The organism is Vibrio vulnificus NBRC 15645 = ATCC 27562 (assembly GCF_002224265.1).
Lineage (GTDB): Bacteria > Pseudomonadota > Gammaproteobacteria > Enterobacterales > Vibrionaceae > Vibrio > Vibrio vulnificus.
This window is the reverse complement of record NZ_CP012881.1, coordinates 2,947,076-2,968,575: the sequence shown is the minus strand read 5'-3', so window position 1 is coordinate 2,968,575 and position 21,500 is coordinate 2,947,076. Positions and strand designations below refer to the sequence as shown.

The window sequence follows — 21,500 nt, the reverse complement described above, 5'->3', positions numbered from 1 at the left end:
CTTTCACCACCAAAACTCACTGCAAACCAAAAATGCCACGCGGCATGAATCCCGCTTAAACGCCTTGTTATGCTTAAGCTTCAATGGCTTACGTTTTACTAAAAACAAAATTAACTCGACTTTGATTCACAAACAAAAGCCAAAAACCAAAAAACTGAAATGACTCATGATTTTGAAAATCAGACTTTGAAATTTGGCAGCTAAAACGAAAAAACCTAAGATCAAATCTCTGATTGAGCCAACCGCCCTAACCTCGCGCTTGCCCAAGAATTGAATGAGGCAATTCTCTGAATTTCTAGCGCCAAAGAATAAGTGTCCGAAAAACAGCGCTCAAAAAAGCCAGCTTGCCGACAAACACAAAACTGAAAAGCCTAGGGAACAAAGAAAAACCATAAACCACTGATTTTAGGTGATTAAGCATAACGCCGCGTTAAGGGGTGAATGCCGCCTAAACCAACTTTCCGCAGACCACTTTCACCACCAAAACCACCGCATACCAAAAATGCCACGCGGCATGAATCCCTCTTGAACGCCTTGTTATAAGTATTACATTTCGGTGTTATTCGGTTGGTTCATACCTACATCACATGACCAAACTAATTTTTGTGACATGTCTTTTGTCGAATAATTCATTGTTACCTTACCGGTCGTTTTATCAAACTTCGTAAGTCCAATATAATCCTTGATAAAAAGACTTTTTTTCGTGTTAGATATATTTACGCCATCATTTGAACCATAACTCATCATGACCCAACCACCAATTTCGATAGAATAATACATATCGTTTTGAATTCGAAGCCAACCATCTCTAATATCCCCTTTTTGCAAATCACTTAGCAGTGGAGTCATTGACGTCAACTCACAGAAAAGGCGTCTTTTTTCATCATATTTAGCGCTGTCTGCTGCATGTAAACTAAATGCCAATGGCAACAAAAATAGAACTTTTTTCACTCATTTATCCTTGAAGTCTAAGACCAATACTTATAACGCCCAATTAAGTGGTGAGCAACGCACAAACCAACCTGCCGCACACCACCTTAAACACCTAAAATCACCGCAAACCAAAAATGCCACGCGTTGGGAATCCGCTTGAATTGTTTGTTATGCTTGAGCTCCAAAGCGGACAATTTTACCAAAACCAAGAGTAACTCGACTTAGATTTACGCACAAAAACTTAAACCTAAAAACCAGAAATCACACAGATTTTTGCAATTAGAACTCACAAAACCAACGAACAAATTGCAGAGTAAACCAAACACCCTAACCACGCACTTGCACAGAACTTAACTGAGGCAACTCACTGAATTTTTAGCGCCAAAGAATAGGTGTCCAGAAACAGCGCCCAATAAAGTCAACTTGCCGAAAAACACCAAACTGAAAAGTCGAGGGAACAAAGAAAAATTCACAAACCACTGGTTTACGTGATTAAGCATAACGCTGCGTTAAGGGGTGAGTGCCGCATAAATCAACTTCCCGAAGACCACTTTCAGCACAAAACGCACCGCAAACCAAAAATGCCACGCGGCATGAATCCCACTTAAACGCCTTGTTATGCTTAAACTTAAATGGCTTACGTTTTACTAAAAACAAGATTAACTCGACTTTGATTTACAAACAAAAACCAAAATGTAGAAAACCGAAATAACTCATGATTTTGAAAATCAGACTTTGAAATTTGGCTGCTGAAACTCAAAAACCTAAGATCAAATTGCTGATTGAGCCAACCAGCCTAATCTCTCGCTTACCCGAAAATTGAATGAGGCAACTCTCTGAATTTCCAGCGCCAAAGAATAAGTGTCCGAAAAACAGCGCTCAAAAAATCCAACTTGCCGACAAACACAAAACTGAAAAGCCGAGGGAACAAAGAAAAACCATAACCCACTGATTTTAGGTGATTAAGCATAACGCCCGCTTAAGGGGCAGCCAACGCTACTACTGACTTTCCGCATAACACCATAATCACAAAAACCAACGCATAGTAAAAATGCCGCGCGTTGGCTGTCCCTCTTGAAGCGTTTGTTAGGCTTATGTCCAATTCATGTCACCATATACTGGATGTTGAGGTATATATAATTTAAATTTATCCTTAATTAGCCTAGCCTTATATAACGCTATTGGCTTTTTTCTAACTTTGTTAAGTCTAGAAATAATAAGTTTTATTTCTTTTTCGTCCTTTTCAGAAATCTTTGCACCCAAGATTACAGACTCGAGAAGCTCCGGGAGATACTTATAAATACCAGCACCATCTAGGTTCAAACAGCGAATCTCATCTTCGTACTGCCAATCTTGTCCTTTAACAAGAAAACTATGCACATAGTTTGCATCGAGCATATCAATTACAGGTTTACACTCCATATAATCAACATGCATTGCGCACAAATATTTTGATTGTTCTTGCATATCTTTGGGAATTGTATTGCTAAATTCAAATACAAGACCAGTATGATTCTTAGCATAATGCGCCCACATCAGCAGGTTACATGCTTTAGTTGTCAATGAGCATATTCCAACTTGTTTTTGTAATGTCCTCTGAATGGAACTATCTATTTCATCAACCCTAAATTTTGCTTCGACTTCTTTCCATTTCATCATTCTCTTAGCAGGAGAAACACCAGATTGAACGCATAAGTTTTTAAATAGACTCCTATGCACTTCAATTATTTTTTCTTCATCGTACGATGGATAGCAGTCAAATGGATCGTTAAATTCGAGTGGATCGGTAAATTTTATAGTTGACTGTTCTAATATTGCTTTTGCACCGTCGCCATAAGAGACATATTTATATTTGTACTTGCCTTGGTACAATAATCCGTGTTGTTTCATATTCCTCCAGATAAGCCTAACGCCCAATTAAGGGGTGAGCAACGCTACCACCCAACCTAACGCATTGTGCCATAAACACTAAATTTGAAGTAGAAGCAAAAATGCCAAGCGTTGGGAATCCCTCTTAAATTGCTTGTTATGAGTTTAGATACGCTGGATTCACTCAATATCTAACGAATCCTTAACTTCAAGGATTAACTTAGCAATAGCTAAATCATGATCCCTCGATAGTTGTAGACCCATATACTGAGTTGACTCTGTTAGATACTTGCAGATTTCTTGTGGTGATTGACTTTTCATCACCAAGCTAAATAGTTGCGGTAAATAAGACTGGTATTCATCTCGTGCCCAACCACTATCTGATACTCCGATTGGGTCCCACTTGTAATAAAGAATCTCATCAATTCTTTTATATAATTCTAGCTGTTCTGGAGGTAATTTATGCCCCATGATTCTTTTTACCTATAACTTATAGCAGCACGACTGGATACTTTTTTAACTCATAACGCCGCGTTAAGGGGCGCGGGCACGCAATACAAAAGCTACCGCACAGTGCCGTAACCACTAAACCCAACGCAAACTGAAAATGCCACGCGTGCCAAGTCCCTCTTTAACGCTTTGTTATGCTTAAGCTTCAATGACTTACGCTTTACCAGAACCAAGATTAACTCGACTTTGATCCACAAACAAAAACCAAAACGTAGAAAACAGAAATGACTCATAATTTTGAGAATCAGACTTTGAACTCTGGCTGTCAAAGCTCAAAAACCTAAGATCAAATTTCTGATTGAGCCAACCGCCCTAACCTCACGCTTGCCCGAAAATTGACTGAGGCAACTCTCAGAATTTTTAGCGCCAAAGAATAAGTGTCCAGAAAACAGTGCCCACTGAAACCAACTTGCCGACAAGCACAAAACTGAAAAGCCAAAGGAGCAAAGAAGAACACTAAACCACTGCTTTAAAATGATTAAGCATAACGCTGCGTTAAGGGGTGAGTGCCGCCTAAACCAAGTTTCCGCACACCACTTTCACCACAAAAATCACCGCAAACCAAAAATGCCACGCGGCATGAATCCCGCTTAAACGCCTTGTTATGTTTAAGGCTCAAAGGGTTAAGTTTTGCGATACCAAAGCTTAACTCAACTTATCTTTAAAAACCAAAACCAGACGCTAAAAAACTGAATTTACTAATAAATTTGAATTTACTGATATTGAGTTTTAGCGTAAAAAACCGAAAACTGGAGCTCAAACTTTGAAACTAAGATCGCGTCATTCGACTCAAAAACGCACTGAACTTAAATGAGGCGACTCTCTGAATTTTTAGCGCCCACGAATTGGAGTCCAGAAAACAGCGACCACTAAACGTAACTTGCCGACAAGACCAAAATTAGAAAGCTGAGAAAGCAAAAAAAAGATGCAACCAACTGATTTTACGTGACTAAACATAACGCCCAATTAAGGGGTGAGCAACGCTACCACCCAACCTAAAGCATTGTGCCATAAACACTAAACTTGAAGTAGAAGCAAAAATGCCAAGCGTTGGGAATCCCTCTTAAATTGTTTGTTATATGCACAGAATTTCGACTTGCTTTATGGCGTCAAAGAATACTTTATGACACTTAAAATCGGGCTTACTTCCTACTTTATGCCAGAAGAAACTAAACTCATGCCCACCGTCATCTTGAGTAAAGAAACTCCAGCTATTCGGTAGTTCTTGGTCTATTTCGCAAAGCACAAAATGCCACAGTTGATTTTGAAAACCGCTTTCCCAGCAGCCGAGATAGTGAGCGCTCGATACACTAGATAACCCAGATTCTTCTTCCAGCTCTCTCAAAGCGGCACTTACGATAGAAATGTCCGACGATTCTAGTGTTCCTTTAACAAGTTGAACATCAGCTAATGGATGTTCAAACAACAGTAACTCACGATAGTTTCCTGACTTTCTGAGCACTACAGGGCAGACTTTTACTTCCCGTTTTCGGACTCTTTCTTCCACTGAACTCTCCCGTGCATATAACGCTGCGTTAAGGGGTGAGTGCCGCCTAAACCAAGCTTCCGCAGACCACTTTCACCACCAAAACTCACCGCATACCAAAAATGCCACGCGGCATGAATCCCGCTTAAACGCCTTGTTAAATTGCAATTTCCCTTAGCTTTGCTTGTGCGAACACTGTGATTAAACTATTTGTATTGCGCTCTACCTCAAAATAACCACCCGAAGTTGAAAGTTGGCGAACCGTTAATGAGTCCGTGCTCAGTTTCTTAAACCAATATGGTGCAAGAGAGCATTGTGCTGAACCTGTCGCCAAGTCTTCAGATATGCCGATTTTTGGGGCGAAGTATCTTAGGACATAACCACTCTTACCATTAGCTGCTGTCACGATCAGAGCATGATACTCATTGAGTTTTCTCAAGCGTTCATCGTCTGGCTGGAAACTAATTACCCTTTCTACAGTGGGGAAAACTAAGACTAAGTCTCGTGTAGAAAAAATATCAATAGAACCAGCAGCTACATCCGATATTTCTTCTGGAACAGGACAAGCTATACCTTCCCAACTTGGTAATACGAGGGTATACAGGCCATTTCTCTTAGTGATCACCACCTCACCGTGTTTACTATTGAAAACAACATTATCCAATTGGTACTTTGAAATAATGGCAGCTCCTGCACCCAAACTTCCGTGACCACAAAGATTGATTTCACCATCCAATGCAAACCAGCGAATATGAAATTGCCCGTCAATTTTAGTTATAAAGGACGTAACAGGCTGCCCAACGTTACGTGTTATTTGAGATAACTCGCTATCAGGAAGCCAGTCATTCAGCTCTAACACTGCACAAGGATTGCCAAAGGCCGATTCTCCAATAAACACATCATAAATATCAACTTTGATAACCCACCATCCTCGATTGCAATTTAACGCCGCGTTAAGGGGTGCAGGCACGCAATACAAAAGCTACCGCACAGCGACTTAATCACTGAACCCAACGCAAACCGAAAATGCCACGCGTGCCAAATCCCGCTTAAACGCCTTGTTATGCTTAAGCTTCAATGGCTTACGATTAACTAGAACCAAGATTAACTCGAATTTGATTCACAAACAAAAGACAAAGATTAGAAAACCGAAATGACTCATAGTTTTGATATTCAGGCTCGGAACTTTGGCAGATCTAGTTTGAAGTTTGAAAGCCTAGAAATGGATTTCTGATTGAGCCAACCGCCATAGCCTCGCGCTTACCCGAAAATTGACTGAGGCAACTCTCAGAGTTTTTAGCGCCAAAGAATAAGTGTCCAGAAAACAGCGCTCAAAAAAGCCAACTTGCCGACAAACACCGAACTGCAAAGCCAAGGGAACAAAGAAAAACCATAAACCACTGATTTTATTTAATTAAGCATAACGCCGCGTTAAGGGGTGAATGCCGCATAAACCAAGCTGCCGCGGACCACTTTTACCACCAAAACTCACTGCAAACCAAAAATGCCACGCGGCATGAATCCCTCTTAAACGCCTTGTTATGTGCGCAACCCATCGATGAACATCCTAGCCTTTTTCGGGCTAGTTACCCTAACGAACTTTATATGACTGTACCTTGAATCATTCAGTAACTCATTGTAGCCAATGCGATTTGTTTTATACGTTTTTAATGTCCAGAGAATAATCGAATCTTTGCTAAGAAACGATTTTTTGAATGACTCAACATTACCTGCTTTACCCCAAAGCTCCTGCTTAGTAACAATACGAATTAATGCTCGTTTCACCGCTTGGAATAGCGTCCTTGAAAATGAATAGTCCACCCAAATGATGGTGTCAGCCCTAGCCCACTTGATTTCGGCTGTCCTGTTATAGTTGCCATCAAGCACCCATTGCTCGCCGCTTAGACTCTCAGTTAAATTTGCGAAGAACTCTTCGTCTGTAGACTCTTGCCAATTTGGCTTCCAGAATATGGCATCCATTTCCAAATATGGGTATTTGAGCTTATCAGCAAGCTGGCGACTGAAAGTACTTTTACCACTGCCACTCGTACCTATTACATTAATTCTTTCCATCACCAAACCTGATTTCTTTCCCTAGCACATAACGCTGCGTTAAGGGGTGAATGCCGCCTAAACCAACTTTTCGCAGACCACTTTCACCACCAAAACCAACCGCATACCAAAAATGCCACGCGGCATGAATCCCACTTAAACGCCTTGTTATACGTGGATTTTGTAGGTTAAGTCGGCGACTTCGTCACCTGTAATGCCTCTGAAACCCCAACAATGGGAAGGCTGCTCTTTAATTGTGATTTCAATATCAACGGGGGAAATGCCTAATCGAGATTCAATGTTACTAAAAAGCGCTTTGATCAATGCCTTTTTCGTTTCTACTTTGCGACCTTCCATCATGTTTACTTCAATCACCGTGTAGGCATCAGTGCGACCACTAGGATAGTAGAAATCACTTTTATCAAGCGGAATAAACCTGTGCGCTCGTTTATCCTCGGGCAAGCCTAGAGCTTGAGTCATTGAGTTCTGAATCACATCGGACAACTCAGCTTTAATTGGATTCAAATGATCTTTTATTCCATATATGACGACCACGATTTCTCCTTAAACGTATAACGCCGCGTTAAGGGGCGCAGGCACGCAATACAAAAGTGACTGCATAACACCTTAACCACTAAACACAACGCAAATTGAAAATGCCACGCGTGCCAAGTCCCTCTTAAACGCTTTGTTATGCCGTTACTTTTTGTTTTAACTGAACTTCTACCGCTTTTGAACCGTCGGAAAGTATGAAAAAGTCTGAATCAAAACGTTGAACCACATTAAAGCCTAGTGCCTTAAAAACTGCGACATTACCTGTTTGCTCAACACACCAACCCGAGACTGAGTTAATAGACTTAAACTGTGTAACAACGAAATCTACGAGCTTTCTAGCTACACCTTTTTGGCGAAAACTTGGTGCGACTGCTAACGAGCTAAGCTGTAATTCTGAGCCAACCTGTTTAGCTTCAACTACTCCAACTAAAACCTCATCAACATGGAAACCAAAGCAACTCCGCTCACTTTTAGCACTGTTTTTATTGCTAACTGCGAGCTCAGTTGGCCTGTAAACTTGACGAAGTTCATCGAAGCAACGCTCTGACAGTTCAACCACCGATTTTTCATTAGCATCAAGCTGCCTTATCATCAATTTCATCTTAGGCATAACGCCGCGTTAAGGGGCGCAGGCACGCAATACAAAAGTGACCGCATGACAACTTAACCACTAAACCCAACGCAAATTGAAAATGCCACGCGTGCTAAGTCCCGCTTTAACGCTTTGTTATATGCGTTGTTTTAACTACATAAAGACTGCTTCAACTTTGTTTCCATCAGCATCGCGGACAAATGCCGCATAGTAAGTCTCACCGTACTCTGGACGTAAGCCAGGCTTACCTGCACACGAGCCTCCAAGCTCTAATGCAGTAGCATAAAACAGGTCAACAGCTTCTTTACTTGGCGCATTGAAAGCGATGTGAGTTCCGTTACCAGAAGAAGCTCCATTTTCACATGGACAACCTACCCAAAACTCAAAATTCTCACCGTAGGCAGCCGCCACATTTTCAATGTAATGCGAACGCTTTACCGATAATGCGGATAGAACTGAATCGTAAAAAGCCACAGCAGATGCCACATTTGAAACACCAACTGAGACGTGATTTAGAATCATTTTAAGCTCCTTTTTACTCACAGATTTTGAAAGCATATAACGCCGCGTTAAGGGGTGAATGCCGCCTAAACCAGCTTTCCGCAGACCACTTTCACCACAAAACTCTCTGCATACCCAAAATGCCATGCGGCATGAATCCCACTTGAACGCCTTGTTATGTTTCAAGTACTTATTGTGAAATACTCTGTTTCCCCAGCTCCTCGATATAACTCATTATTTCTTCATAGCCTTGATACAACTCCGGGGGCATAGCATTTTTAAACTCCTGTTTACTCAGGTACGGGGAATACAGAAAGCACTCTAGAAATGAAACATTTATGGCGTTTAACAGTTCATTTCTACTCCGGCAAAACAAAGAGTTAACCCAGAGAAAGCAACTTTCTAGTTCAGCTAACTTCCTCTCTTTGCACAGTTTTTCCGCCACTCTCTGCAAACTAGCCATATCAAGGTGCAACAAACCTTCATTAAACTCTATATCCTCTCGGACTTCTGGATATCGTTTCAGGAATTGGTCATAGAACTCACTAATAAGAACTCTATCACTTACAGACTCATCCCACTCTGGATAATTCAACTTTCCCTCCGGAAACATAACGCTGCGTTAAGGGGTGAATGCCGCATAAACCAACCTTCTGCAGAACACTTTCATCACCAAAAATCACCGCATACCAAAAATGCCACGCGGCATGAATCCCACTTAAACGCCTTGTTATATTGATGCAGGACAAGTCAACTTATTAGTTCAACTGAGATGAAAGCAGCAGTAACGAAAAAATCGCAAAACTGTATCTAAGGTCACTCCTAAGCTTTAGCAGCCTGTTATTATTCAATTGGTCTAAATCTTTACCAAAGAGCATCGGAACAAATAAGAACATACCAAAATGGAAAACTACAAACGGTGGAGCACCTCTAGATCGCCAGTGTTCATTCTCCATTTCACTCCATTCCTCATAAAAGCCCTTGCTAGATTTTATAAGCGGAAACAGTGATACCAACACTGCACAAACCATCAGAGTATTTAATAACTCATTCATATTAGCTCCAGAACTCAAAAAACAATATAACGCCCTGCTAAGGGGTGAGCAATGCACTGCAGAAGTTAACGCGCACCGCCTTAATCACAAAACTCACCGCATGCTAAAAATGCCACGCATTGCGAATCCCACTTAAGCAGTTTGTTAGCTTAAATTTCAGCACCTTAGATTTCCCAAGCCAGAGATTAAACCGATTTGGAAAACCAACAAACCGCTTGAACCTCAAAACCCGAAACAACTCAAATTTTGTAGCCTTTCATGTGCTTTGAAATGCAGCAAAACTTGATAGATCATTTTCTAAGAACTCAAAGCGAAAGCAAAACTTCCAAAGCAACTTTGCGCCAATCTGGCTAACCTCGAGTAACCCAAAAACTCAATTGAGGCAACTGCTCAAAACTCGCGTTGGCAAACAATGTTAATTTGCCGAGAAACCTGAACGAATGGCCAAAGGAAGAAAAAACAGGCTGCAAACAATTGATTTTTATTGTTTTAAGCTAACGCCGCGTTAAGGGGTGAATGCCGCCTAAACCAAGCTTCTGCAGACCACTTTCACCACAAAAATCACCGCAAACTAAAAATGCCACGCGGCATGAATCCCTCTTAAACGCCTTGTTATGTTTAAGGCTCAAAGGGTTAAGTTTGCGATACCAATAGCTTAACTCGACTTACCTTTGCAAACCAAAACCAGACGCTAAAAAGCTGAATTAAATCATAATTTTGATTGTGCCGACTTTGACTTATAACGTGAGAAATCGAAAAGATGGGGCTCTAACTTTGAAATCAAAATCACTTCACTCACCTCGCCTACATTCTGGAATTCAATGAGGCAACTCTCTGAATTTTTAGCGCCCACGAATTGGAGTCCAGAAAACAGCGACCACTGAATTTAACTTGCCGACAAGAACAAAATTAGAAATACGAAGGAACAAAGAAAAGATGCAACTAACTGATTTTACGTGACTAAACATAACGCCCAATTAAGGGGTGAGCAACGCGACCACCCAACCTAAAACATTGTGCCGTAACCACTAAATTTGAAGTAGAAGCAAAAATGCCAAGCGTTGGGAATCCCTCTTAAATTGTTTGTTATGTGATTTTTAATATACTTCGATATCTACACCGAAATGGACAGCATCAGCATACAAACTTTCGATCAAGTAAGACATTGACTCATCCAGAATTCCTTCGATACCGAACTCTTCTTTTTGAACTTCATAAGTAAAATCCAAATCGTCACCGTAATCCAACCCTACACTGTTCCATTTGATTAAGAAGTCATACATTGTATCAAAGCTAATATCATGTCCCAGTGAGTGACAAAAATCATTTCGTATATCGTTAATGTCTTTACTTACAACCACGCCAACATTGTCTATAACGCCTAACTCATAACATTTATCTACTTTTTGGGGAAAGCTCCAGCGCCAGATTTCCTCTCCATGACCACAGTGGTTAAGAATTTTGGCTAGCACCGCCTCGATGACAAGATGCCCTTTCAGCAACATAATTATAAAATCATTACTTTTACCACCACGTCCTAGAAAAATATCGTGGTGGATATGTATGCTAGGCTCAATTTTAGCTTTTCGGACCATGTTGTTACCAAACTCTGATTAAATCACATAACGCCCTGTTAAGGTGTGAGCAACGCAATACCGAAGTTGCCGCAGCCACCTTAAACACTGAATTCAACGCATAGTGAAAATGCCATGCGTTGCGAATCACTCTTAAACAGTTTGTTATGTGTTGTTTCGGATACTATATCCATCGTTTTCGCTAATTGTTTCTTTTTTCGCTCGTTTCCAGTTGTAAGAAATAGTATTCGGTGATTCTTGAGAAATCTCACTTTCCTTTTGTCTAATGGAGTCAACGCGACCTAATAGAGAATTTTCGTCAGAATCGAAGTTAATAATAAACTCTATTTCTTTTTTTATTTCTCCATAGCGACGAGCTGATACTTTATGAATATCAGCTCTCTCAGAGAACTTCATAAAGGTCTGAAATGCAGCAAAAATCGTAGCTGCAATGCTTACTGTAGCCGGTAACCACGGGTAATCAGGAAAATCTGCAAAGGTTAATACACTCGCAAAGGTAGTGAAAACAATAAGCATCACCCCAAGTGACATATGAAATCTACGAAAGCTGATCTCATTAAAGTTATGCGCCATCTGAGCTCTTTTGCAACGAGCCCTCCACTTAAGCAACATAGTTCTTTGATTTTCATTCATTATTTATACTCTAAATTGATAACTTGTGGGTAGACACATAACGCTGCGTTAAGGGGTGAGTGCCGCATAAACCAAGTTTCTGCAGACCATTTTCACCACCAAAACTCACTGCAAACCAAAAATGCCACGCGGCATGAATCCCGCTTAAACGCCTTGTTATGCTTAAGCTTCAATGGGTTATGTTTTCTGGAAACAAGATTAACTCGACTTTGATTCACAAACAAAAGCCAAAAACCAAAAAACTGAAATGACTCATGATTTTGAAAATCAGACTTTGAAATTTGGCAGCTAAAACGAAAAAACCTAAGTTCAAATCTCTGATTGAGCCAACCGCCCTAACCTCGCGCTTCTCCGAAAATTGATTGAGGCAATTCTCGGAATTTTTAGCGCCCAAGAATGGATGTCCAGAAAATAGCGCTCACAAAAGCCAACTTGCCGACAAACACCAAACTGAAAAGCCGAGGGAACAAAGAAAAAACATAAACCACTGATTTTACGTAATTAAGCATAACGCCCAATTAAGGGGTGAACAACGCCTCCACCCAACCTAACGCATTGTGCCATAAACACTAAATTTGAAGTAGAATCAAAAGTGCCAAGCGTTGTGAATCCCTCTTAAATTGCTTGTTATGCTCGTGCTCAAAGAAATTGAAGGACTAAACAAGCAACAAACGCTGGCAGTCCAGCTATAAAGAAAACTAAGCCCGTCTGGTAGTTCATTCGATAGTGCTCACGTTCGTCTTTGTCGAAATCATGCCCTTCTACCATTTTGTAGACTTTGTCTGCTCTAGGGTCATCTAACCGAGTCGTCTTACTATGAACTCCACCTTCCCACATTAGCTTCGCCAAAACCCATATGACGATGACAACAAAGAAAAGAAAGTCGACTAACTGAGTAGTAGCAAAGAATGGAACAAACTGGGCTAGAACGATAACAACAAGAGCCGCTGAGAGGTTAATTAGAACCACTTTTTTGAGTAAATCGAGCAAAATTACCTCCTAGAGCATAACGCCGCATTAAGGGGTGAACAACGCAAACCACCCTACCTAAACCATTGTGCCGTAAACACTTAAGCTAATTCAAACCAAAACTGCCAAGCGTTGTGAATCCCTCTTGAATGCTTTGTTAGTTGCCAAGCCCAAAACTAGGATTTGGAGTTTATTACAGCTTTGCCGACACTGTTTTTATGTGTTTTGAAAAACTAAAATCAGGCGTAGTTTCAAAGCGACTGTCACTGAAAGCACTTGGAACATGGAGCGCCGTAGAAATCGGATTAACAACTCCAGAAAGCTCTTTTAGGCAGACAGTGTTACCAAGCTGACTTTCAACAAGTAAATCGGTTTCTGAAACAGAAGATCCAAACCGCACAAGAAACCAAAGCACGATTTTCACAAACCCAAAAAACTAAAAATTAAAATACGAAAACAAGCCCAAAAACACACGAACATTAGCCCTAAACATTCTGCTTTAGCTACGTTTTCCTCGTTGGCAACTAACGCCCTGTTAAGGTGTGAGCAACGCAATACCAAAGCCACCGCATACCACCTTAAACACTTAAACCAACGCATAGTAAAAATGCCACGCGTTGCGAATCACTCTTAAACAGTTTGTTAGGGCGATTCTTACAGAATGTGACTTAAGTCTTTATTCCATTTATCTAGAACAACCACTTGAAGTCGTTGAGAAACCGCATCTATGGAACATCCAGTTCTCATCGCCAGCGCATTAAAGTGCGAGACGCTTGTAGCTAATTCAGTCTGCATAGACCCTTGACCACATGCATGAGATAGCCCATCAATAGGATTTGTGTAGCCCTTAACCAAACCACGAAACATCCCCTTAAAACCTGAGCTATTTTCAAGAACCTGTAAATGTATGATGGCTCCGGATTTTAGCTCGTCTAACTGTTGGATGGTTGAATTTATATCGTCTATCATTAATGCCTTTAGTGAACCGGGATAAAACCTTTGAGCAATAAATGAGTTAGCTTGCTCCTCTGGTATGTCGTATGCAGTTAAACATCGAAACACGTTACTTCTCAGCTCTCTTTCGATTTCATCAATAGCTCTTAAGGCACTGTTATTTATAGAAACTAAATCCATAACTGCCAAGGCTTTCATTGAATTCTTTCTATCGCCTCTTGGGTTATTTATTACACTATTAACTTCGCTTAGAAACAGCGAGTTGAAATGAAGAATTAAAGCACCTAAATCACTTTTAAATTGCTCAACTGACCAAATTGACGATTCTTGCATAGTTGATTCCTTCATATCGCCCTAACGCCCAATTAAGGTGTGAGCAACGCTACCACGGAACGAAACCATACCACCCTAAACACGAAACCCAACGATGGAATGAAAAAAACCAAGCGTTGGGAATCACTCTTAAATTGTTTGTTATACGACAGCTTGCAACAACTCTTGCTCTACTTTTTTAAACGCTGTCAGTTCTTGCTCTGCCCTACCACTTGCTACCGTTACCCATTGCAAACCAACCTCATCTTGATGTTCAAACTCAATTTGAAGCTGATACTTTGAGCGAAAAATAGAGAGCAAAAAAACTACTGGGAATGTGATGGCTAGAGCTACAACTCCAGCATTGATATCAAATCCCCAAGGTGTAGCAAATGGCTCGAATATCCATAAAATGCTTGAAGCTATAGCTGAAGTAACAAACGCCTTGACTAGATGCGACCTCAGTTTGTTTTTGACTACTTTGACGCTCTTAATTTTGGAAAGCTCATAGACATCTTCCCTGATAGACAGGCGACCATTAGCTATTGAAAAATCAGAAATATCATACATACCATTTCCTCGTTTGGGTTAAAAAGTTACAGAAAGCATTCCCACAAACGATTCAACGAATATTAACCATAAGGAAATGATATGCAACATATTTTAACGCCGTACGTCGTATAACGCCCAATTAAGGGGTGAGCAACGCTACCACCCAACCTAAGGCATTGTGCCATAAACACTAAATTTGAAGTAGAAGCAAAAATGCCGAGCGTTGTGAATCCCTCTTAAATTGCTTGTTATGTTACGGAGCTATCAGTGATTGCGCAAACTCTCGCATATGACGCGCATTATCAGCAGTTTCCGCATCACCACAAGCCTGTCCATAATATTTGATATCCGGTGATGAATAGACTGGCAACGGCTTCTCTGCATAAGTCATTACCGTACCTGCTTCATGACACAATGCCCCAAAGGCATAGGGCTTAATTTGCTTGTGATGCTCTTTTAGGAGTTGCCCTTTTAACCAATGTATTGCTGTGTTGTCGTGCCATGCCCAAGCCAGATGCCCCAACTCATGCTCAAGTACATGAAGTTCTGCATCAGAAGATAGAACTAAAAAACTGCGACTAAAATTTACATGAGCTGTTCCTACACTGTCTTTTGCAAAAGGAAAGTCTTTAGGAAGAACTAGAACATAATAGCTTCCAATTTTTTGCATTGGCTCAAGAGTCGAGTTACCAACATTTAGGAGTAACTGTTGATGTAACTTACCACTGTCTAGACTTTTAAAACTGGTCAAATCAAGTTTGGTGATTCCTGACAGAGTCCTTCTAATTGGAATGCAAGAGTTCTCTAGAACAAGGTTTGAATAGTCAATAAACTCTTCAATTCGTGCCTCACTAATGGAGCCATCTGTGAAAAAATGCACTGGCGTATCAATTTTAGGGACGGAATCACACACGGGGAGCGATAACTCCTCACCACTTCGTTTACCGACAAAAAATAGAGCGGTCACACCGAGTAAACAACCGCCAACTAACAACTTTTTATTCATTCAATTACTCGTAAAGTGCAGTAACATAACGCCGCATTAAGGTGTGAGCAACGCTACCACGAAACCTAACCATACCACCGTAAACACATAACCCAACGATGGAATGAAAAATGCCAAGCGTTGGGAATCACTCTTAAATGCTTTGTTATATGTGTGCGTAAGAAACTGGATTAGTCCTCTCTACAAAGTCAGAACCCACTAAGAGCGGTTTGTACTCGATAACATTACCATTGTCGTCACTATGTACATCGAAACAATACAATTCTGCTGCCATTTTTCCATCAGTCAGATCTCGAACAATTGTTGCATCAAAAAACTGTCCGTTTTCTAAAAGTAGCCAACTATGTATTTTTTGACCTTTATGTTCAATACCTTCTGCAAGCTGCTCCTTCAAATCGTCTAAGTTACAAGACATATATGGAGTACCATTAACAATTGCATCACCCAAGATTATTTCAGATTTGTAGCCATATCTGGCAAAGGCATTTTTAAGGTTCGAATGGACTAGCAAGCACGCACCAGCTAGATGATCGTAGCCCAACTGAGCCTGAAGCATGTCCACGATTTGAAATAGTTTGTTGAAGTCATTCTTGTCTAGCGCACGATATTCAAGCAATTCAGGGGATAAAGATAACTTTTTAGATTCCGAGTATGCCGCCTCTAAACTATACACATGATTTTTATGCTTATCTTTTAGTTCTTCAAACATTCTTTGTTTCCTTTTGTACACTAGCCAATTCAAACATATAACGCCCGCTTAAGTGGTGAGCAACGTTACCACGACACTCAACCATTACACCGTAAACACATAAGCTAACTCAAACCAAAACCGCCGAGCGTTGCGAATCCGTCTTAAAGCGTTTGTTATAAATCTGTATTCGTTGCGTTCAAACCTACTTTTTTCAGCACCACTTCTTTAATAGAATCCGCAAACTCAACTGCTGATTGAAATGAGCCAGTCGAATCTGTGTATTTAAACAAGACATCCCCTTGAAAAGCCTTTGCCTCAACTATTTCAATTATTCGCGAATGATCAAATTGAAAATTTACACAAAACATCAGTTCATTCTTTTCAGGAAAGCATTCAAAATCATCAATCAATTTGCTAACGTAAATTGGCTTTACTAGCTGTTTCTGTCCATTCACAAAAACTTCTACCCTCCCTCGAGTACCAAACAGGGAGTTTAGATGGTTTTCCAAAACTTGCAGCCGCTCTACAAAAAGCGCTGTCAAATTATCTTCCTGCTGCTTTTTGAGCTTTAACTCATGCTCAACACGTTCAAACAGAGAACCCTGTTCCCCGTCGGGTTTCCAGTCAGATGAAAACATAGCTTTAATCAATTTCCACATAACTGCTCCTTTAGATTTATAACGCCCAATTAAGGGGTGAACAACGCCTCCCCCTAAACCTAAAGTATTGTGCCATAAACACTAAATTCGAAGTAGAAGCAAAAGTGCCAAGCGTTGTGAATCCCTCTTAAATTGCTTGTTATGAATATGCTACGCACGCACTGTTTTATAGAACTTTTTATGTCTATTCATTAAGTACAAACCTAGCGAAGCAATCAATGCACATGCAATGACACTAATCCAAGTTGTATTAAATCCATATTTATCGATCATATATCCAATAAGCACAAAACTTGGCATAACAAATACACTTCGAAGGGTGACTAAAACACCCTGTATTCGTCCCCTATGGCTAGAAGGTGAGTTGTTTGCTAAATATACCCCTTCCTTTGTCAGCAAAAGTACTTCACCAGCTGCTAAGAAGAACCAAGCAAAAAAGTGAACCGGTATATTAGGAAATACCATCACTAAGCTGTAGCCAACAACAAATAGCAAACCAGCATAAGCCAAACTTACTACCTCTGTTTTTTCTGACGTTAGCTTCATCAATACTGGTGTGATGACGACTACCACGATACATGCATAAGTCATTAGTTGACCAAAAATCACTGCCCCTTTATCACCAAATATTGAACTCAAGTACAAGGGGCTAGCCATAGTCATTTGATTGAGTGCGTACCACAACAGACCACATAAAAAAGTGAAAACTATTAATCTGGGTCTTGAAGCAAGTACACTCCATACGCTGCCATCTACTGGTTTTTCTGATTCATTTTCACTAATGCTTTCTTTAGCTTGAGTCTGGTTCACCAAACCATAAATGATAAAGACACCAAATAGAGCCGCTAACCCATTTCCCCAGAATATCCATTCTGTATAACTCCAGAACAAATATCCAGCGATCACAGGACCAATCGCTGAGCCTAGGTTATACGTTAGGTAACTAAGAGACATTACAGCATCGCGGTTTTCTGACGTTGATAGGTCTGCCACTAGCGCATTACTTGCTGGTAATGCTAACCCTATGAAAAAGTAAGCACAAAATAATGAGCCAGGTACAAGCAACTGATTCTCGGGGAAGAAGCCACAAAACAATAGTAGAATGGCACCAAACAGTTCCCCACATATCATGGTGCGCTTGTGTCCAAACGAATCAGATAATTTGCCACCAAGAAACCCACCGACCAAGTAAGTGGCTGTTACAGTCATTGCCAGCATCCCAGCAATAGTGACGGAGTAACCCAGTTTATCCGTTAAAAGAAGTACTAAAAAAGGGATAATGAAGTTACCCATACCTAGAATCATCCTAGCTACAGCTAGATAGTATATATTTTTTGGCAATCCTTTATATATTGAGATTGAGGAAAGTAATTTATTGATGAGAGCTCCTTGCTATAGTTTTATAAATATTCATAACGCCGCGTTAAGGGGCGCAGGCACGCAATACAAAAGTGACCGCATAGCACCTTAACCACTAAACCCAACGCAAATTGGAAATGCCACGCGTGCCAAGTCCCTCTTAAACGCTTTGTTATAACCACATGTTCTCGCGGACTTCATAATGGCTCACGTGGAGATCAGGATTTAATTTGTACTTCTCGTCTTCTGGGTACAACTTAGCAATACTGATATCTTCACCTGCAAACGACTTAATACAATCTAGGTCTTCCCAGTAAGTCAGCAACGTGATTTCAGCATCATCTCCTAAATCTCGATTCAGAATTTGTGCCCCAAGAAAACCTTTGGTGGCTGATGTGTCTTTTATGCCTGTCTCGTAAAGGTACACAATAAACCCTTCTTCATGCTCCTTCGGACAGGTAGCTTTCCATTCCCTTGCTATCATAAATACTCCATTTTATGCCGTGGTTATAACGCCGCGTTAAGGGGCGCAGGCACGCAATACAAAAGTGACCGCATCACACTTTAACCACTAAACTTACCGCAAATTGAAAATGCCACGCGTGCCAAGTCCCTCTTAAACGCTTTGTTAGGCCCTCAAGTCGCTTACAACCGTAGTCTCAATCTTGGGTAAATGCTTAGCTTCATTGACATAATCTATAAACATCGTACAGCTTTCAATGTTAGAGACTTTCCAAACCCCATTAGTTAAGGTCAAAGTCCAAATTGTTTCGACATCTTTGAATTTTTTACTCCCTTCAACAATTTTTCCTGTCTCTTTAACCATTAGGTAATCTTGAGTTTCTCCCGTAATAGCAACCACAACCATAGAACCTTCGTGTTCTACAGATTGATTCCTATGAACAAATAGTAACGGCTTAATTTTGGACAAATGGGTTACCTTACATACATTAACCAACCCTTGTTTTTTCCAATTCTCAAGATGTACTTGCTGCTGATTTTGCCAATACCAATCTGTCATCCAGTCTGAAACACTCGATAGGTCTTCACTCTCCCAACCAGCATGCACTCGATAGAAACAATCCTTGACTCTTTCTTGTACTTTTAACCACTCAAACAGTTCACTATAGCCAGCCATAAACCTTAGATCTTTTCTAGCACGTTGCTCAGCTAGTTTCTCCTTACAAAAGGCGTACACTATAAATGGTGAAAAAAAGACTAATAAACATAGTATTATTACCTTTCCCCAGAATGTCTCAGATAATACGCTTGCAATTTTTCCTCCAGGGCCAGCAAATGCGGGCTCTGCCACCACTAAACATGCAACAACAATTGCCGACAAATAAACCACTAATTTACTCATTGAACCTCCTTGTATACTATTTGGGCCTAACGCCCAATTAAGGGGTGAGCAACGCTACCACCCAACCTAAGGCATTGTGCCATAAACACTAAATTTGAAGTAGAAGCAAAAATGCCGAGCGTTGTGAATCCCTCTTAAATTGCTTGTTATGTTACGGAGCTATCAGTGATTGCGCAAACTCTCGCATATGACGCGCATTATCAGCAGTTTCCGCATCACCACAAGCCTGTCCATAATATTTGATATCCGGTGATGAATAGACTGGCAACGGCTTCTCTGCATAAGTCATTACCGTACCTGCTTCATGACACAATGCCCCAAAGGCATAGGGCTTAATTTGCTTGTGATGCTCTTTTAGGAGTTGCCCTTTTAACCAATGTATTGCTGTGTTGTCGTGCCATGCCCAAGCCAGATGCCCCAACTCATGCTCAAGTACATGAAGTTCTGCATCAGAAGATAGAACTAAAAAACTGCGACTAAAATTTACATGAGCTGTTCCTACACTGTCTTTTGCAAAAGGAAAGTCTTTAGGAAGAACTAGAACATAATAGCTTCCAATTTTTTGCATTGGCTCAAGAGTCGAGTTACCAACATTTAGGAGTAACTGTTGATGTAACTTACCACTGTCTAGACTTTTAAAACTGGTCAAATCAAGTTTGGTGATTCCTGACAGAGTCCTTCTAATTGGAATGCAAGAGTTCTCTAGAACAAGGTTTGAATAGTCAATAAACTCTTCAATTCGTGCCTCACTAATGGAGCCATCTGTGAAAAAATGCACTGGCGTATCAATTTTAGGGACGGAATCACACACGGGGAGCGATAACTCCTCACCACTTCGTTTACCGACAAAAAATAGAGCGGTCACACCGAGTAAACAACCGCCAACTAACAACTTTTTATTCATTCAATTACTCGTAAAGTGCAGTAACATAACGCCCTGTTAAGGTGTGAGCAACGCAATACCGATGCTGCCGCATAACACCTTAAACACTAGACACAACGCATAGTAAAAATGCCACGCGTTGCGAATCACTCTTAAACAGTTTGTTATATTTTTAGTACAGCTCACTCATAATCTTAGGCATGTCAGCCATTGTAACTATACCGAGCAACTTTTGTTCTGGTTTGCCTGAGTGCGTGATCAGAATTGCATCCAGAGCCTTACCTTTTGATGTCGCTTTTTCAAACTTTGCCACTGCCTTACCATAAGTTTGATCTTGCGGTAAAATCTCGTAATTGTCAGAAAACTCTTGATGTGCCATAACTTCTTCAACCGTTGCTTCCGATGTACAGAAAAGACCTTCAAAAGCATCAGACCCAAGCCATCTAGAAATCGTATTTGACGACAACACACCAAACAAAGTGCCCCCCGATAGAATTGGGACCTGTGAAAAATCATTTTTCCTCATTTCGAGCAAAACTTTTTGAATAGTATCCGACTTGTCGAAAGTTAAGAGTTCAACTGAGCACAGTTTCAATAGCCGAGGCTGTGAAATTATTTTTGCTCTAAGTTCTTTTATACGTTCAACGACTTGTTCTGAGGGTGATGCTACATGTGCACCACTAAATCTTTCATGGCTTAGCAAGTTTCTTAAACTTGCAAACGTGCCCAGTTCACCAATATAGCGACTGACGACTCTATTTTTTGTTTTAGATTCTTGTAGCATTTTGCTAAATGACTTGTGTTCGTCGCTATTGGTTAGTACACGTAAGTACTTTTCGATTTCACAAAATTCACTTAGAAAATCTTCGACTAAACTCATATCTCCCCCGAAAATATAACGCTGCGTTAAGGGGTGAGTGCCGCATAAACCAAGTTTCTGCAGACCATTTTCACCACCAAAACTCACTGCA

General features: G+C 40.6%; 24 protein-coding genes. All 24 read right to left on the bottom strand.

Annotation, left to right across the window (positions count from 1 at the left end; genetic code table 11):
* Positions 1 to 546: 546 nt before the first annotated feature.
* Complete coding sequence (locus AOT11_RS13890) at positions 547 to 951, bottom strand: hypothetical protein (protein ID WP_017420751.1); 405 nt, start codon at positions 949 to 951, stop codon at positions 547 to 549.
* A gap of 1,074 nt (positions 952 to 2,025) precedes the next feature.
* Positions 2,026 to 2,823, bottom strand: a complete 798-nt coding sequence (locus AOT11_RS13875; RefSeq protein WP_017420753.1) for a DUF2971 domain-containing protein — start codon at positions 2,821 to 2,823, stop codon at positions 2,026 to 2,028.
* Positions 2,824 to 2,982: 159 nt separating this feature from the next.
* Complete coding sequence (locus AOT11_RS13870; RefSeq protein ID WP_000509889.1) at positions 2,983 to 3,273, bottom strand: hypothetical protein; 291 nt, start codon at positions 3,271 to 3,273, stop codon at positions 2,983 to 2,985.
* Between the two features lie 1,114 nt (positions 3,274 to 4,387).
* On the bottom strand, positions 4,388 to 4,819 hold the full coding sequence (locus AOT11_RS13855) for an NUDIX hydrolase (protein ID WP_039470395.1): 432 nt from the start codon (positions 4,817 to 4,819) through the stop codon (positions 4,388 to 4,390).
* Between the two features lie 136 nt (positions 4,820 to 4,955).
* On the bottom strand, positions 4,956 to 5,696 hold the full coding sequence (locus AOT11_RS13845) for a PhzF family phenazine biosynthesis protein (protein WP_061778612.1): 741 nt from the start codon (positions 5,694 to 5,696) through the stop codon (positions 4,956 to 4,958).
* Between the two features lie 641 nt (positions 5,697 to 6,337).
* Positions 6,338 to 6,871 (bottom strand): shikimate kinase, encoded by a 534-nt coding sequence (locus tag AOT11_RS13825; protein WP_026050410.1) that lies wholly within the window; start codon positions 6,869 to 6,871, stop codon positions 6,338 to 6,340.
* A 147-nt stretch (positions 6,872 to 7,018) separates the two neighbouring features.
* Entirely contained in the window at positions 7,019 to 7,405 is a 387-nt protein-coding gene (locus tag AOT11_RS13815; protein WP_000260420.1) for a tautomerase family protein, read from the bottom strand.
* A gap of 136 nt (positions 7,406 to 7,541) precedes the next feature.
* On the bottom strand, positions 7,542 to 7,997 hold the full coding sequence (locus AOT11_RS13805) for a GNAT family N-acetyltransferase (RefSeq protein ID WP_026050390.1): 456 nt from the start codon (positions 7,995 to 7,997) through the stop codon (positions 7,542 to 7,544).
* Between the two features lie 153 nt (positions 7,998 to 8,150).
* Complete coding sequence (locus AOT11_RS13800) at positions 8,151 to 8,519, bottom strand: VOC family protein (RefSeq protein WP_026050325.1); 369 nt, start codon at positions 8,517 to 8,519, stop codon at positions 8,151 to 8,153.
* Positions 8,520 to 8,688: 169 nt separating this feature from the next.
* Positions 8,689 to 9,093 (bottom strand): DUF7674 family protein, encoded by a 405-nt coding sequence (locus AOT11_RS13790; RefSeq protein WP_017420790.1) that lies wholly within the window; start codon positions 9,091 to 9,093, stop codon positions 8,689 to 8,691.
* A gap of 163 nt (positions 9,094 to 9,256) precedes the next feature.
* Entirely contained in the window at positions 9,257 to 9,553 is a 297-nt protein-coding gene (locus tag AOT11_RS13780) for a hypothetical protein (protein WP_017420788.1), read from the bottom strand.
* A 1,097-nt stretch (positions 9,554 to 10,650) separates the two neighbouring features.
* On the bottom strand, positions 10,651 to 11,148 hold the full coding sequence (locus AOT11_RS13765; protein WP_017420662.1) for a hypothetical protein: 498 nt from the start codon (positions 11,146 to 11,148) through the stop codon (positions 10,651 to 10,653).
* Between the two features lie 144 nt (positions 11,149 to 11,292).
* On the bottom strand, positions 11,293 to 11,781 hold the full coding sequence (locus AOT11_RS13755; protein ID WP_017420661.1) for an SLATT domain-containing protein: 489 nt from the start codon (positions 11,779 to 11,781) through the stop codon (positions 11,293 to 11,295).
* Between the two features lie 639 nt (positions 11,782 to 12,420).
* Positions 12,421 to 12,771 carry a hypothetical protein gene (locus AOT11_RS13740; RefSeq protein ID WP_017420659.1) on the bottom strand — a complete coding sequence of 117 codons (351 nt, stop codon included), beginning with the start codon at positions 12,769 to 12,771 and terminating at the stop codon, positions 12,421 to 12,423.
* 633 nt (positions 12,772 to 13,404) lie between these two features.
* On the bottom strand, positions 13,405 to 14,037 hold the full coding sequence (locus tag AOT11_RS13730) for a hypothetical protein (protein ID WP_017420658.1): 633 nt from the start codon (positions 14,035 to 14,037) through the stop codon (positions 13,405 to 13,407).
* 141 nt (positions 14,038 to 14,178) lie between these two features.
* Positions 14,179 to 14,586, bottom strand: coding sequence for a hypothetical protein (locus AOT11_RS13725; RefSeq protein WP_017420657.1), 408 nt, complete (start codon positions 14,584 to 14,586; stop codon positions 14,179 to 14,181).
* 235 nt (positions 14,587 to 14,821) lie between these two features.
* Positions 14,822 to 15,574, bottom strand: coding sequence for a hypothetical protein (locus AOT11_RS13720; protein ID WP_017420656.1), 753 nt, complete (start codon positions 15,572 to 15,574; stop codon positions 14,822 to 14,824).
* A 145-nt stretch (positions 15,575 to 15,719) separates the two neighbouring features.
* On the bottom strand, positions 15,720 to 16,283 hold the full coding sequence (locus AOT11_RS13715) for a hypothetical protein (RefSeq protein WP_017420655.1): 564 nt from the start codon (positions 16,281 to 16,283) through the stop codon (positions 15,720 to 15,722).
* Positions 16,284 to 16,438: 155 nt separating this feature from the next.
* Positions 16,439 to 16,924, bottom strand: coding sequence for a hypothetical protein (locus AOT11_RS13710; RefSeq protein ID WP_017420654.1), 486 nt, complete (start codon positions 16,922 to 16,924; stop codon positions 16,439 to 16,441).
* A gap of 150 nt (positions 16,925 to 17,074) precedes the next feature.
* The gene (locus tag AOT11_RS13705; RefSeq protein ID WP_017420653.1) at positions 17,075 to 18,217 is read right to left on the bottom strand and encodes an MFS transporter; all 1,143 of its coding nucleotides are present in this window, start codon (positions 18,215 to 18,217) and stop codon (positions 17,075 to 17,077) included.
* A gap of 238 nt (positions 18,218 to 18,455) precedes the next feature.
* A complete protein-coding gene (locus tag AOT11_RS13695; RefSeq protein WP_017420651.1) occupies positions 18,456 to 18,767 on the bottom strand; it encodes an antibiotic biosynthesis monooxygenase family protein in 312 nt (103 codons plus the stop codon).
* 144 nt (positions 18,768 to 18,911) lie between these two features.
* The gene (locus AOT11_RS13685) at positions 18,912 to 19,646 is read right to left on the bottom strand and encodes a TIM44-like domain-containing protein (RefSeq protein ID WP_017420650.1); all 735 of its coding nucleotides are present in this window, start codon (positions 19,644 to 19,646) and stop codon (positions 18,912 to 18,914) included.
* A gap of 151 nt (positions 19,647 to 19,797) precedes the next feature.
* Positions 19,798 to 20,550: a hypothetical protein gene (locus AOT11_RS13680; protein WP_017420656.1), complete on the bottom strand. Its 753-nt coding sequence runs from the start codon at positions 20,548 to 20,550 to the stop codon at positions 19,798 to 19,800.
* Positions 20,551 to 20,701: 151 nt separating this feature from the next.
* Positions 20,702 to 21,496, bottom strand: coding sequence for a CBS domain-containing protein (locus AOT11_RS13670; RefSeq protein ID WP_237342675.1), 795 nt, complete (start codon positions 21,494 to 21,496; stop codon positions 20,702 to 20,704).
* Positions 21,497 to 21,500 lie beyond the last annotated feature (4 nt).

What these genes read in the sequence shown, in the direction of transcription:
- AOT11_RS13875 (WP_017420753.1), bottom strand. Translation starts at nt 2,823, where the DNA reads ATGAAACAACACGGATTATTGTACCAAGGCAAGTACAAATATAAATAT.
- AOT11_RS13870 (WP_000509889.1), bottom strand. Translation starts at nt 3,273, where the DNA reads ATGGGGCATAAATTACCTCCAGAACAGCTAGAATTATATAAAAGAATT.
- AOT11_RS13825 (WP_026050410.1), bottom strand. Translation starts at nt 6,871, where the DNA reads ATGGAAAGAATTAATGTAATAGGTACGAGTGGCAGTGGTAAAAGTACT.
- AOT11_RS13805 (WP_026050390.1), bottom strand. Translation starts at nt 7,997, where the DNA reads ATGATAAGGCAGCTTGATGCTAATGAAAAATCGGTGGTTGAACTGTCA.
- AOT11_RS13800 (WP_026050325.1), bottom strand. Translation starts at nt 8,519, where the DNA reads ATGATTCTAAATCACGTCTCAGTTGGTGTTTCAAATGTGGCATCTGCT.
- AOT11_RS13780 (WP_017420788.1), bottom strand. Translation starts at nt 9,553, where the DNA reads ATGAATGAGTTATTAAATACTCTGATGGTTTGTGCAGTGTTGGTATCA.
- AOT11_RS13765 (WP_017420662.1), bottom strand. Translation starts at nt 11,148, where the DNA reads ATGGTCCGAAAAGCTAAAATTGAGCCTAGCATACATATCCACCACGAT.
- AOT11_RS13755 (WP_017420661.1), bottom strand. Translation starts at nt 11,781, where the DNA reads ATGAATGAAAATCAAAGAACTATGTTGCTTAAGTGGAGGGCTCGTTGC.
- AOT11_RS13730 (WP_017420658.1), bottom strand. Translation starts at nt 14,037, where the DNA reads ATGCAAGAATCGTCAATTTGGTCAGTTGAGCAATTTAAAAGTGATTTA.
- AOT11_RS13725 (WP_017420657.1), bottom strand. Translation starts at nt 14,586, where the DNA reads ATGTATGATATTTCTGATTTTTCAATAGCTAATGGTCGCCTGTCTATC.
- AOT11_RS13720 (WP_017420656.1), bottom strand. Translation starts at nt 15,574, where the DNA reads ATGAATAAAAAGTTGTTAGTTGGCGGTTGTTTACTCGGTGTGACCGCT.
- AOT11_RS13715 (WP_017420655.1), bottom strand. Translation starts at nt 16,283, where the DNA reads ATGTTTGAAGAACTAAAAGATAAGCATAAAAATCATGTGTATAGTTTA.
- AOT11_RS13710 (WP_017420654.1), bottom strand. Translation starts at nt 16,924, where the DNA reads ATGTGGAAATTGATTAAAGCTATGTTTTCATCTGACTGGAAACCCGAC.
- AOT11_RS13705 (WP_017420653.1), bottom strand. Translation starts at nt 18,217, where the DNA reads ATGGGTAACTTCATTATCCCTTTTTTAGTACTTCTTTTAACGGATAAA.
- AOT11_RS13695 (WP_017420651.1), bottom strand. Translation starts at nt 18,767, where the DNA reads ATGATAGCAAGGGAATGGAAAGCTACCTGTCCGAAGGAGCATGAAGAA.
- AOT11_RS13685 (WP_017420650.1), bottom strand. Translation starts at nt 19,646, where the DNA reads ATGAGTAAATTAGTGGTTTATTTGTCGGCAATTGTTGTTGCATGTTTA.
- AOT11_RS13680 (WP_017420656.1), bottom strand. Translation starts at nt 20,550, where the DNA reads ATGAATAAAAAGTTGTTAGTTGGCGGTTGTTTACTCGGTGTGACCGCT.